This is a genomic window from Bradyrhizobium sp. STM 3557 (assembly GCF_045571465.1).
Taxonomy (GTDB): Bacteria; Pseudomonadota; Alphaproteobacteria; order Rhizobiales; family Xanthobacteraceae; genus Bradyrhizobium.
This window is the reverse complement of the sequence record NZ_CP120697.1, coordinates 4500584-4513579: the sequence shown is the minus strand read 5'-3', so window position 1 is coordinate 4513579 and position 12996 is coordinate 4500584. Positions and strand designations below refer to the sequence as shown.

Here is a 12996-nt window from a genome sequence, read left to right as displayed (position 1 = left end):
ATCGCCGCATGGGACCGCGGCATTGAGGAGAGTTGAATGTTCGATCTGAGTGGCAGGACCGCGCTGGTCACCGGTGCGACCGGTGGCATCGGAAACGCGATTGCGAAGGCGCTGCACGCGCAGGGCGCAACCGTTGCGATTTCCGGCACGCGACGCGAGGTGCTGGAGACGCTCGCGGGCGAGCTGGGCGAACGTGTTCACGTGTTGCCTTGCAACCTCTCAGACTCGGCAGAGGTCGAGGCGCTGGTGCCGGACGCCGAGAAGGCGATGGGCCAGGTCGATATTCTCATCGCCAATGCCGGCATCACCCGCGACAATCTGTTCGTGCAGCTGCGGGACGAGGATTGGGACGAGGTCATCAAGGTCAACCTCACCGCGACATTCCGTCTCGCGCGCGCGGCGACCAAGCTGATGATGCGCAAGCGGTTCGGCCGCATCATTGCCATCACCTCGATCGTCGGTGTCACGGGTAATGCCGGGCAGGGGAATTACACCGCCTCCAAGGCCGGCATCATCGGCATGATCAAGACGCTCGGCGGCGAATACGCCAAGCGGGGCGTGACCGCGAACTGCATTGCGCCCGGCTTCATCAAGACGCCGATGACGGATGCGCTCAACGACAAGCAGCGCGAAGCCATCCTGGCCAAGGTTCCGGCGGCCCGTTTGGGTACGCCCGAGGACATTGCTGCAGCTGCGGTCTATCTCGCCTCGAACGAGGCGGCCTACGTCACCGGACAGACGATTCACGTCAATGGCGGCATGGCGATGATCTAACGCGGCCGATCTGAAGTCCCTTAAGTCACCCGGCGCAAAATCTCTTCAGGGAGTTCGGATCGAAAGCGGCACTAGAATCATTGGCTTGTTACAGCCTGCGGCTTGCGGAGTTCGCAAGCCTGTTGCGGCCATGGTGCACGGACTTCGGCAGGTGGGCGCTAGGGCACGAGCCGGGCCTTGAATACGGCGAAAAGGAGTCGCCCGGCAGCCCGTCGGGGCTTGTAGGCAAGGTTTTGCGTTTATGATAACCGAACCGCCGACGGAGGACTGAAGAACGCCATTGCAGGATTTCGAAACCCTGTATATTGGCGGGGCGAAGCTTGCCGTCGTTCGCCGGGGCCTTCCGTCGGCTAGTGCCACTGATCCTGAGTTCCTGAGGCGTCAGGAACCACGTTCGGAGCCGCACTGGACGCAATGGATTTGTGGTTGCCCCGTTTCCAAAGTTGCTCAGGGCCACGCGCTGGTCCTTGCCGATTTCGGAAACGGGGCGCCGCGGGGCACATCTAGTTTTGCGCGATCGCGAAGGAAGTTTAAACGGCCGGGATGACGCCTAATCATCCGGGGGTCGGATCTTAAGGGAACAAGCACGAGGTTGAACGATGAGTGAGATTGGCGAGCGGGTTAAGAAGATCGTGGTCGAGCACCTTGGTGTCGAACCAGAGAAGGTGGTCGACAACGCGAGCTTCATCGACGACCTCGGCGCTGACAGCCTCGACACGGTCGAGCTGGTCATGGCGTTCGAAGAAGAGTTCGGCTGCGAGATTCCGGATGACGCCGCGGAGACCATCCTGACGGTTGGCGACGCGACCAAGTTCCTCGAGAAGAACGCCAAGAGCTGACACCACGTCATGGTGTTGCAGAAACCGGCCGGACCGCGCGCGCGGTCGACCGGTTTCTTGCTGTTGACTGGAGCATGGACCCGATAGATGGACATCGGGTTTCCGAATGGATCATGCTCACATGCAGGTTGAGACCGTGATTCGATTCCGCAGGATCGTGGTCTGACCAGACGATCGTCCGCGGTCCGGAGAATTACGCTCTGGCGGAATCGTGCACAAACAATCATCTGAGGCGCGATGGCGCATCATCGGCCGTTGCGCTTTAGTCATAAGGGTCTGGAGAAGCAGATATGAGGCGGGTTGTCGTCACGGGCCTCGGCATGGTGTCGCCACTCGGCTGTGGTGTCGACACGACGTGGCAGCGCATTCTCGAGGGCAAGAGCGGCGCGCGCGTGATCGACACATTCGATGTCTCCGACCTGCCGAGCAGGGTGGCCTGCCTGGTGCCGCGCGGTGATGGCAGCGACGGCACGTTCAACCCCGACCAGTGGATGGAGCCGAAGGACCAGCGCAAGGTCGACGACTTCATCATTTTCGCGATGGCCGCTGCGAAGCAGGCGCTCGACGACGCCAACTGGCATCCGACTTCGGAAGAGGATCGCTGCGCCACCGGCACGATGATCGGGTCCGGCATCGGCGGCCTGTCCGGCATCGCCGACACCGCGATCCTGCTCAAGGAGCGCGGCCCGCGCAAGGTCTCGCCATTCTTCATTCCGGGACGCCTGATCAATCTCGCCTCCGGCTACGTCTCGATCGAGCATGGGCTGAAGGGCCCGAACCATGCCGTGGTGACGGCGTGCTCGACCGGTGCGCATGCGATCGGCGACGCCAGCCGGCTGATCGCGCTCGGCGACGCCGACGTGATGGTGGCGGGCGGCGCGGAATCCCCGATCTGCCGCATCGGCATGGCCGGCTTCTGCGCGGCCCGCGCTTTGTCGACCGGCTTCAACGAGACGCCGCAGCGCGCCTCGCGGCCCTACGACAAGGACCGCGATGGTTTCGTGATGGGCGAGGGCGCCGGCATCGTCGTGCTCGAGGAATATGAGCATGCCAAGGCGCGTGGCGCGCGCATCTACGCTGAGGTCACCGGCTACGGCCTTTCCGGCGATGCCTATCACATCACCTCGCCGTCGCCGGACGGCGATGGCGGCTTCCGCAGCATGAGCGCTGCGATGAAGCGCGCCGGCATCAGCGCGTCCGACATCGATTACATCAATGCGCACGGCACCTCGACGCAGGTCGGCGATGAGATCGAGCTCGGCGCCGTCGAGCGGCTGCTCGGCAATGCGGGCTCGAAGGTCTCGATGTCGTCGACCAAGTCGTCGATCGGCCATCTGCTCGGTGCCGCCGGCGCCGTCGAAGCGATCTTCAGCATTCTCGCGATTCGCGATAACGTCGCACCGCCGACCATCAATCTCGAGAACCCGTCGGTTGAGACCGCGATCGATCTCGTGCCGCAGACGGCGCGCAAGCGCGAGATCAACGTCGCGCTATCCAACTCCTTCGGTTTCGGCGGCACCAATGCCTCGGTGATCCTACGGCGTGTGGTGAACTGATACGCGAAGCGGCCGAACCACCGTTTCGCCGTATTCGCTGCTACATCGTTAAGACGGGCGTAGACTTCAGGTCGCTTGTGTTAGGGATCGCACGGCCGCGACAGGGCGACGGGACCGAAAGTTGCAGCAATGAGTGAAAGGCCGCCCATCTCGCCACGCAGTCCGCGCGCTGCGCTGGAGCCGGAGCAGGTGCCACCGCCGCCGCGGCGCTCCGACCGCGCGCGCAATCCCTTTGTCGTCGTCGGCAATGCCATCATCACGCTTCTGCTTTTTCTGATGCTCGGTGCCGGCGCGGTGTACTACTACGGGCGGCAGGTGCTGGAGACCCCTGGACCGCTGCAGGAAGACAAGATCGTCAACATTCCTGCGCGCGCCGGTGCGCGGGACATCGCCGAGGTGCTGAACCGGGAAGGTGTTATCGACGTCAATCCATGGATCTTCGTTGGCAGTGTCCACGCGCTGAAGGCCGCGCCCGATCTCAAACCTGGCGAATATGAATTCAGGAAGAACGCGTCGCTGCGCAGCGTGATCGCCACCCTGGTCGAAGGCAAGGTGGTGCAGCATTCCGTGACGATTCCGGAAGGCCTGACCTCGGAGCAGATCGTCGCGCGTCTATCCGAGAACGATATCTTCGCCGGCTCGGTACGGGAGATTCCGCGCGAGGGCACGCTGCTTCCGGAGACCTACAAATTCCCGCGCGGCACCAGCCGCGAGCAGGTGATCCAGCGTATGCAGCAGGCGCAGAAGCGTGTGCTGGCGGAGATCTGGGAGCGCCGCAGCCCCGATCTGCCGGTCAAGACACCGGAGCAATTGGTGACGCTCGCCTCCATCGTCGAGAAGGAGACCGGCAAGCCGGATGAGCGCAGCCGCGTCGCTGCGGTGTTCGTCAACAGACTGCGGCAGAAGATCAAGCTGCAATCGGACCCGACCATCATTTATGGGCTGGTCGGCGGCAAGGGCACGCTGGGGCGGCCGATCAAGCGAAGCGAGATCGCCCAGCCGTCGCCCTACAACACCTATGTGATCGAAGGGCTGCCACCGGGGCCGATTTCCAACCCGGGCCGCGCCTCGCTGGAAGCGACCGCCAACCCGGCCCGCACCCGCGATCTCTATTTCGTCGCCGATGGCTCTGGCGGCCACGCCTTCACCGAAACCTACGGCGAGCATCAGAAGAACGTCGCCAAATTGCGCGCGATGGAGAAGCAGACCCAGAACGATACCGTCGAGCCGGACGATGCGCCGCCGGCAGCAGCGAACGCGGCCGCCGATCCGGCTGCGGTGGCCTCGACCCCCAAGCCGCCCGCCGGGGCTGCAAAGAAGCCTCCTGCGCGGGCGCCGGCCAACGCTGGCAGGGCCGGTACGGCGCCATCTGCACCAGCTGTTCAGCAATAATCTGAACGCGCGTCCGGGACCGCAGAACCGGACTTAACATTTGCCGAAAAGGCCTTAAGGTTCGCGCGCTTTATGAGCGGGGCGAATCTGCGCCCTTATTTGCCGGAGAAAATGAAGCGATGGCACTGTCGAGCATGACCGGCTTTGCCCGAAGCCACGGGACGAGCGGCCCCTACGCGTTCGAGTGGGAGCTGAAATCGGTCAATGCCAAGGGATTGGATCTGCGCCTGCGGCTGCCGCAGGGCTGGGATGAAGTCGAAGCCTTCGCCAAGAAGCGCGGCGCCGAGCTGTTGTCGCGCGGCACCGTCTACGCCAACCTGACGGTCAAGCGCGCCGATGCCGGCTCGACCGTGCGCGTCAACGAGGACGTGCTCGCCTCCATCGTCAAGGTCGCGACATCGCTCGCCGCAAAGATCGACGCGGTGGCGCCGAGCATCGACGGGCTGCTCGCGATCAAGGGTGTGATCGAGGTGGTCGAGCCCGAAAGCGACGAGGCCGAGGACCAGGCCGCCAAGGATGCGGTCATCGCCGCATTCGACACGGCGCTGAAGAGCCTGGTCGAGATGCGCAGGCGCGAAGGTGAGACGCTGGGTCAGGTTCTCGGCCAACGCATCGACGAGATCGAGGCGCTGGCGAGGCGCGCCGAGGCCTCGCCCGGCCGCAAGCCGGAGGCGATCAAGGCCCGTCTCGCCGAGCAGGTCGCGGCGCTGCTGGAGACCTCCGACCGCTTCGATGCCGACCGGCTGGCGCAGGAGGCGCTGCTGATCGCGGCCAAGGCCGACGTCCGCGAGGAGCTCGATCGCATCGCCTCTCACGTCGCGCAGGCGCGCGACATGCTCCGGAAGGGCGGCCCGGTCGGACGCCGGCTCGATTTCCTGGCGCAGGAGTTTCATCGCGAGGTCAACACAACCTGTTCGAAATCGAACGATATCGAGCTGACCAATATCGGCCTCGAGCTGAAGACGGTGGTCGAGCAATTCCGCGAGCAGGTTCAGAATCTGGAGTGATCCATGACCGCTCATGAGGGCAGCTTCGATGGTGTCGAGCGACGCGGACTGATGTTCGTGCTGTCCTCGCCCTCGGGCGCCGGCAAGACCACACTGTCGCGTCTGCTGATCGAACGGATGCCGGGCCTGCGCATGTCGGTCTCGGCCACGACCCGGGCAAAGCGGCCGGGCGAGGAGGACGGGCAAGACTATCTGTTCGTCGACACCCAGCGCTTCGAAGAGATGGTGAAGCGCGAAGAGCTGCTGGAATGGGCCACCGTGTTCGGCAACCGCTACGGCACGCCGCGCGCGCCGGTCGAGGCGGCGCTGTCGGCAGGGCAGGACGTGCTGTTCGACATCGACTGGCAGGGCACGCAGCAATTGCGCGAGAAGGCAAGGGCCGACGTCGTCAGCGTCTTCATCCTGCCCCCGTCCGCGGCCGATCTGGAGCGGCGCCTGCACACGCGCGCGCAGGATTCCGATGAGGTGATCCGGGCGCGCATGAGCCGCGCCAGCCACGAGATGAGCCACTGGGCCGAATACGACTACATCGTCATCAACCGCAATGTCGACGAGGCCTTCGCCGAGGTGCAGTCGATCCTGAAGGCGGAGCGGCTGAAGCGCGAGCGCCGCACCGGGCTCAGCACTTTCGTACGCGAGCTGCAGCGCCAGCTCGAGCCGTGATCGCTCGAGGACTGCTGAATACGTCGTTGCGAGCGAAGCGACGTGTCCGCCATAGCCCGAAGGGCGACGGCGGAAGCAATCCAGAGCTACGCGTAAAATAGTGGATTGCTTCGTCGCTTGCGGTCCTCGCAATGACCGCGCTGGCCGTGCGGAGCTCCAACTAATTCATAACTCACAAGCGATGCAGCACGGCTCAGCCGTGCTTGGCGAGCCGCGCCAGGATGTCCTGGACGCCGTCGAGCGACTCGTCCTGGCGGATGTCGCGCATCCGCGGCCGCAGCGCCTGCGGACGCGGGATGAAGTCGAGCGGCGGCTCCGGTCCATTGTTCTCAGGCTCCAGCATCAGCGCGGGAGGTAGTGGCGGCAGCTCGGCGTCCTTCCGGCGCGAAGGGGCGCCGTCGGCCGCGCGACGCGCGCTCTTGCCGCTTTTTGGAGCCGCGAGCTTGGGCGTGGCGATCTTGGGCGCGGCCGCCTTGGGGCTGGCAGCCTTCGGACGAATGATCCTGGCATCATCGGGCCTCGCCGCAGCCGCCTGGAGCGGCGTGGCGGCATGCCTGATCGGCCCCGCAGGTGCCGGGGCGATGGTCGTCGGCGGCAGATCATCGACCTTTACTGGCGGCGCGACTCTCTTCCGGCGCGGCGTCATGGCCTTGCTCGGCTGCGACGGCTTGATCGTTGGCGCGGCGTTGACCGGGTCCGGCATCGACGGCTCCAGCTTTCGCGGCTGGACCGCTTTGACCGGCTGCGACGCGGGAGCTGGTGACGCCGGCGTTCTGGCGGCGCGGGCCTCCAACATGTCGAACAACTCCGCGGCGGGATCGACCGGCTTTGCCGGCGGCGGGCTGCTACGATGCCGAGCATTGTCGCCACCGAACCGCGACGCCCGCTCGTTCTCCTTAGCCTCGAGCAGGTTCGCCAGCTCGCTGATGGGATCGACCACCTTTGGCGCCAGATCGTTGACCGGAGCGACGGGCGGCCGCGGCTTAGGCCGAGCCGCTACCGGCTTGGCAGGCGGCGCTGGCGGGGGCGCGAAACGGGACTCCAGCAGGTTGGCGAGCTCGGCTGCGGGATCGGCGACGAGCGGCAGCCGTGGCGGCGCGGTTTCGAGTGGAGGAGGCAGCGCCGATGTGGCGGCTTCGACAGCCGGCGGCTGCGCAGCGCGCTTTGCTGCGTGCGATCCGAGCAGGTCGACCAGCTCCGCGGCCGGATCGTTGACCTTGGCCGGCGCGGCGGGCGTGACCTCGGGCGTCGGTTCGGCAGGACGCGGCGGAGCCGCCGCGGTTTGTGGCGGTGGGGCCTTGGCCGCATGGGATGCCAGCAGATCGACCAGCTCGGCAGCGGGATCGGCCGCGGCGGCCGTCATGGCGACAACCGCTTGCGGCTCGACCGCCACCAGCGGCGCTGGCGCCGGCGGCATCGTGCGAACGGCCGCAGCCGGCTTGGGCTCGATCGCGACCACCGGTGCCGGGGCCGCGCGCTTTGACGCGGGCGCGATGACCGGCCGCTGCTTGGCGGCGCGACCGCTGCGGCCGCTGGCGTGCACCACCTTCGACTTGGCGCGCGGCTTGTCGCGGCTCCGGCGGGCACGCGCGATGGCGCGCTGCCAGTTGCGGTTGCGACGGTGGCGGCGCCCGACCTTGCTGAGCCGATAGAGCGCGCTCGCCAGCAGGCCAGACAGCGACAATGCGCCCACCACGACCAACAGCAGCTTGCGGATCGGCGCGACCGGCTTCGCCGGTTTGGCCGGTGCGGCAGGACTGTCGGGCGATGGTGCCGACGCGGCAGACTCTGCTGGCAGGGCGAGTTCGTCCGGCAGTGGTGATGCGGAAGCCGTCGAAGGCGCCGAAGGCGCCGAAGCCGTCGAATCCATGTCGGCTGAATCGAGCGGCTGCCAGGACGGTGCGGCCGCGTTGCGCTGCAGGCTCTCGTCGAACGAGGTTGCCGGCTGGGTGCGCACGAGGCTCGGCGTGGCGCCGGGTGGCGTCTTTGCAGCGGGCTTGGCGTCATCGTCGGCGAGCGCGTCCGTGCTGGCGCGCGGCGCCGGGCCGTTGCCGCGTCGCGTCGTGAATTTCGGCGGCGTAGGCTGCGCGAAATCCCACGCGGAGGGCGCCCGGTTTGCCTGGCGCGGTGTGGTGTCCTCAGCGTTATTCTGGGTGGCTGCGGTCGAATCCTTCAGATACCAGCAGCGGCGGCCGCGTTCGAGGCGGTAGCGCCAGTGCTGGCCGTCGGCTTTGTCGCCGGTGGGCGCCGTCAGGCAATCGTCCGCCACGGCAGCGGGGATCCGCGGCAACGAGGTGAGCAAGGCACTTCCGACGAGACCGGCAAGAATGGCGCATGCGAATTTTGCAGTCCGTCTGGCCAATTCTTGACTCCGGTACGCTACCAACGCCGTGTTCTCGGAGAGAAGTTGGGTCGGAATGAGCCGCAATTCCGGATTTATTCTGGCCCACATAATTCCTGTGGAACTGCGGCAATTTCTCCACAGGGTGCACGCGAAAGAGGTGCGATTTCACCTGTTCTCGGAAGCAGGGATCGACAATCCGTGATTCCACCTGGCGCCGGACCGGTATTGACGATTGTGCACGTCCGATGGTTCGCGCCTTAGGAGGCGATCAGTTCGTCAGCACGATGCGGCCGACCACGCGGCCCGCACGCAATGCGTCGATCCATTTCTGGACATCGGCCATCGGCTCTTCCTGCATTGGCGGCGGCTTGATCTTGCCGGCGCGCGCGAGCCGCATCAGTTCATGCGCCTCACTGAGCGTGCCGACCATGAAGCCCTCGATGGTCATGCGCTTATAGACCCATTGCACCATCGGCAGCGTGAACTGCCCGCCCATCAGGCCGGACACCACGATCTTGCCGCCGCGCGCCAGCACCGAGACCGCGAACGCCATCGACTTCTCGTTGCCCGCGAAGTCGACGATCTCGTCGAATCCGCCATCCGTCTCCTTCAGGATGCGCTTGAAGACGTCGGGCTCGCTGGGGTCGTAGGCGATCGCGGCACCGTTCTTGAGCGCGGTCTCGCGCGCGGCCGCGCTGAGGTCCGCAACCGCAATCGGCTGCTTGAACATCGCCTGTGCGAAGGAAAGGCCCATCATGCCGACGCCGCCGAGCCCGATCAGCAGCAGGTTGCGTTGTCGCGGCCGGTTGACGAGGCGCTTCAGCGCGCCATAGGCGGTGACGCCGGAGCACATCAACGTCGCAGCCTGATTGACAGGCAGCGGATCGTATTCCAGCAGATATTTGGCGTCGGGCACCAGCACATGAGTCGCGAAGCCGCCGTCGATGGAGACGCCAAGGAAGCGCTGCTTGGCGCAGAGATTCTCGTCGCCATTGGCGCAGTCGCGGCACTGGCCGCAGCCGATCCAAGGGAATACGGCGCGCCTCGCGCCGATCAGCTCCTGGGGCACCTCGGGGCCGATCTCGTCGACGACGCCGGCGATCTCGTGGCCGAGCGTGAATGGCAGCGTCATGCCGCGCGTCGTGTCGAGCTTCTTGCCGCCACCGAGGTCGGCATAGCCATCCTGGATGTGCAGATCGGAATGGCAGAGGCCGCAACGCTCGACGCGCACCAGCACTTCGCGCGCCTGCGGCTTCGGCGTCTCGACGATGGTCTCGCACAGCGGCGCGTCGAACTTGACCAGCGACTGGCGGCGCATCAATGCCATGCGGCGGCTCCCTTACGATGTTTGTTGATTGGGTGGGATCGTGTTCGCGCGACTATTGGTCAATTCGCGGGCCATGGCAACAAATCCGGAGATCGGAATGGTTTCGGCGCGTCGCGTCGGATCGACATGCGCCGCAGCAGCGAGCCGCGCCGGATCGGCGGGTAGCGATTTCAGGCTCTGCCGCAGCATCTTGCGGCGCTGGCCGAAGGCGGCGGCTGCGACCTGCTCCAGCGCGCGACGATCACAGGTTTCGGGCTCGGCGCGCGGCACCAGCCGCACCACCGAGGAGGTGACCTTGGGTTGCGGCACGAAGGAGGCCGGCGAGATGTCGAACAGGATCTTGGTCTCGCAGCGCCAGTTCGCGAGCACGCCGAGCCGGCCGTAAGCCTCCTCATTCTCGCGCGCGACGATCCGCTCGGCGACTTCGCGCTGGAACATCAGCACCATCATCTCGTACCAGGGCGGCCAGGGCTCGATCGAGAGCCAGCCGACCAGAAGCGCGGTTGCGATGTTGTAGGGCAGGTTGGCGACGATCTTGGCTTTGATGTCGCCGACATAGGGACGGGGATCGAAGGTCCGCGCGTCGGTGCAGACGATCTCCAGCCGTCCGGGATAGCGATCGGAGATCGCCCGCAGCGCGGGGATGGCGCGCTCGTCGTGCTCGACCGCGATGACGTGGCGGGCACCGAGCGCGAGCAGCGCGCGGGTCAGCCCGCCCGGACCGGGGCCGATCTCGACTACGGTGGCGTCGTCGAGCGGGCCTGCGGCGCGCGCGATCCGCGCGGTCAGATTGAGGTCGAGCAGGAAGTTCTGTCCGAGCGATTTGCGCGCCGACAGCGCATGCTCGCGGATGACCTCGCGCAGCGGCGGCAGGTCGTCGATCGCGCTCATGCCGCTGCCGCCGCCATTCGCGCCGCGAGCTTCAGCGCGGCGATCAGGCTTGCGGGATTGGAGCGGCCGGAGCCCGCGATGTCGAACGCTGTGCCGTGATCGGGCGAGGTGCGGATGAATGGCAGGCCGAGCGTGACGTTGACCCCCTCGTCGAACGCCAGCGTCTTGATCGGGATCAGCGCCTGGTCGTGATACATGCAGAGCGCGCAGTCATAGCCTTCGCGCGCCGCGGCGTGAAACATCGTGTCGGCCGGCAACGGCCCGCGCACGTCGAGGCCCTCATTGCGCAGCGTTGCGATCGCCGGCGCGATGATGTGGTCGTCCTCGGTGCCGATCGTGCCGTACTCGCCGGCATGCGGATTGAGGCCGGAGACCGCAAGGCGCGGCCGCGACAGGCCGAAATGACGCCGCAGGCTCGAAGCGACGATGCGCGCCGTCGAGGTGATCAGCGGGCTCGACAGCTGCGCGATCGCTTCGCGCAGCGATACATGGATCGTCACTGGCACCACGGCGAGCACCGGCGACCACAGCATCATCACCGGCTGCGGTACCCGGCCGTCCTTGGCGGCGAGCTCGGCAAGGAATTCGGTGTGACCGGGATGTTTGAAGCCGGCACGATAAAGCACGCTCTTGGCAAGCGGGTTGGTGACGACGGCGCTCGCGCGCCCTGCGCTGACGTCGGCGACGGCCTGCCGGATCGAGGCGATCACGGATGTCGCGCTACTGCCGTCGGGCCGGCTGGGACGGGCGGTCGCACGATCGCCGGTTGGCACCACCGGCAGGGCATCGGCAAAGCGCGAGGCGGCTTGTTCGGGCGTGACCTCCGCGATGGGGATATCGAGACCGAGAAGCCTGGCGCGCTCCGCCAGCAGAGCGGGATCGCCCAGCAGATAGAAGGCGGGAAGCGCGGCTGCATCGCGGCGATGCCAGGCCTGCAGCGTAATATCGGGGCCGATGCCGGCCGGCTCCCCCAATGTCAGCGCCAACGGTTTGGCGGTTTCCTTGGCGGCCTCCGCGGCGATCTCCTGAGGCATCGAAAGGTGCTCCGGTTCCGACGTTCGCATCATCTGTAGCGGCCTTTAAACCCGCGAACGCCGGAAATCAAAGCACCTTCATGCAGCCTCTGTTCCGACTGAATCGGAACGGAGGCTATAGCCTTTTGTTTTGACGCGTTTTCTTAACGCGAACCGGTATCCACTTTGCTTGAAAACGCTCTACTCACCGCGTCCGGTACTCGATCATCGCGGCCTTGCGGACCTCGTCCAGATAGGCCTTCGAAGTCGCTTCGTATTTCTTGGTGTACATCTGTTCCTTGATCTCGCGCTTCTTGGGCGTGTCGATCGTGGTCGGGTTGCGTGCGCATAGCGCGACCATCTGGATGCCCTGCTTGGTCGCCTCCGGCGGCGTCAAGTGTCCGATCGGCGTGTCGTCGAGCAGCTTGCGCAAGTTCGGCGGAATGTCCGCCGAGGTCTTGACCACGATCTCCTTGATCACGGCATTGGCCGTGGTCTTGAAGGTGTTGTTGGCTTCGGCACAGGTCTGGATGCGCGCGCGCAGCGCCTCGGCTTCCTTGTGCCTCATCTCCATGGCGCCCTGGTCGGATGAGTTCGAGACGATCAGGACGACCGGTTGCATCTTGTATTCGTAGGCCTGGCCCTGCTGATCGGAATCACCCCCTGCGGCAGCGACGGCCGCCGCCACGTCCTTGTCGGAGACAAGCAGCCGTTCCTTGTAGCGGCCGCGCACCAGGCTGGTCCACACCATCTCGGCCTTGATGCGGGCCTTCAGCGTTTCCGGCCGAATGCCCTGGCTCTCGAGCGATTTGGCGAGTTGCTCGGGCGTGACATGCATGCGCGAGCCCATGCCGGCAAAGGACTGATCGATGTCGGAGGACGTCGGCTCCACGCCGAATTTCTTTCCCTCCTTGATCTTCACCTTCTCGTCGATCAGCTCGTTGATGACTTCCTGCCGGCTCGACTGCTTGTGCGTGGAGAGGAAGTCGAGCTTGCTGCGTTGCTCGATATCAAACTCGGTGATCGGCTCGCCATTGACCATGACGACGATGCTCTGGGCATGCACCGCCGGCACGCCGACGGTGAAGGCCAATGCTGCAAGACAGCCAAGGGCCAGCGCCCGAAGGCCGAGAGGGAACCCGATGGTCATGACTAAGCTTCGCCGCTCGCAATGAATCCAAATCGAAGGC

11 protein-coding genes are annotated in these 12996 nt (G+C 65.7%); 6 read left to right on the top strand and 5 right to left on the bottom strand.

What is annotated here, in order from left to right; all coding sequences use genetic code 11:
- Nucleotides 1-36 precede the first annotated feature (36 nt).
- The 6 genes from fabG (at nucleotide 37) to gmk (ending at nucleotide 6231) form a co-directional block, all read left to right on the top strand.
- A complete protein-coding gene (gene fabG / locus P6U24_RS20545) occupies nucleotides 37-774 on the top strand; it encodes a 3-oxoacyl-[acyl-carrier-protein] reductase (protein WP_407154332.1) in 738 nt (245 codons plus the stop codon).
- A 599-nt stretch (nucleotides 775-1373) separates the two neighbouring features.
- Nucleotides 1374-1613: an acyl carrier protein gene (locus P6U24_RS20540; protein WP_006610957.1), complete on the top strand. Its 240-nt coding sequence runs from the start codon at nucleotides 1374-1376 to the stop codon at nucleotides 1611-1613.
- A 290-nt stretch (nucleotides 1614-1903) separates the two neighbouring features.
- Nucleotides 1904-3169, top strand: coding sequence for a beta-ketoacyl-ACP synthase II (gene fabF, locus P6U24_RS20535; protein WP_407154331.1), 1266 nt, complete (start codon nucleotides 1904-1906; stop codon nucleotides 3167-3169).
- Between the two features lie 129 nt (nucleotides 3170-3298).
- On the top strand, nucleotides 3299-4561 hold the full coding sequence (gene mltG / locus P6U24_RS20530) for an endolytic transglycosylase MltG (RefSeq protein ID WP_407154330.1): 1263 nt from the start codon (nucleotides 3299-3301) through the stop codon (nucleotides 4559-4561).
- Between the two features lie 119 nt (nucleotides 4562-4680).
- On the top strand, nucleotides 4681-5568 hold the full coding sequence (locus P6U24_RS20525; RefSeq protein ID WP_407154329.1) for a YicC/YloC family endoribonuclease: 888 nt from the start codon (nucleotides 4681-4683) through the stop codon (nucleotides 5566-5568).
- 3 nt (nucleotides 5569-5571) lie between these two features.
- Nucleotides 5572-6231 carry a guanylate kinase gene (gene gmk / locus P6U24_RS20520; RefSeq protein WP_407154328.1) on the top strand — a complete coding sequence of 220 codons (660 nt, stop codon included), beginning with the start codon at nucleotides 5572-5574 and terminating at the stop codon, nucleotides 6229-6231.
- Nucleotides 6232-6424: 193 nt separating this feature from the next.
- Here the strand turns inward: gmk and P6U24_RS20515 are convergent, their stop codons facing one another.
- From P6U24_RS20515 to P6U24_RS20495, 5 genes are all read right to left on the bottom strand, one after another.
- Nucleotides 6425-8500 carry a hypothetical protein gene (locus P6U24_RS20515; RefSeq protein ID WP_407154327.1) on the bottom strand — a complete coding sequence of 692 codons (2076 nt, stop codon included), beginning with the start codon at nucleotides 8498-8500 and terminating at the stop codon, nucleotides 6425-6427.
- Nucleotides 8501-8843: 343 nt separating this feature from the next.
- The gene (locus tag P6U24_RS20510) at nucleotides 8844-9902 is read right to left on the bottom strand and encodes an alcohol dehydrogenase (RefSeq protein ID WP_407154326.1); all 1059 of its coding nucleotides are present in this window, start codon (nucleotides 9900-9902) and stop codon (nucleotides 8844-8846) included.
- A gap of 12 nt (nucleotides 9903-9914) precedes the next feature.
- Nucleotides 9915-10793, bottom strand: a complete 879-nt coding sequence (gene rsmA, locus P6U24_RS20505; RefSeq protein ID WP_407154325.1) for a 16S rRNA (adenine(1518)-N(6)/adenine(1519)-N(6))-dimethyltransferase RsmA — start codon at nucleotides 10791-10793, stop codon at nucleotides 9915-9917.
- Nucleotides 10790-11827 (bottom strand): 4-hydroxythreonine-4-phosphate dehydrogenase PdxA, encoded by a 1038-nt coding sequence (pdxA, locus tag P6U24_RS20500; protein ID WP_407154324.1) that lies wholly within the window; start codon nucleotides 11825-11827, stop codon nucleotides 10790-10792. The genes rsmA and pdxA overlap by 4 nt, the downstream gene beginning before the upstream one ends.
- 184 nt (nucleotides 11828-12011) lie before the next feature.
- Entirely contained in the window at nucleotides 12012-12956 is a 945-nt protein-coding gene (locus tag P6U24_RS20495) for a SurA N-terminal domain-containing protein (protein ID WP_407154323.1), read from the bottom strand.
- Nucleotides 12957-12996: the final 40 nt, after the last annotated feature.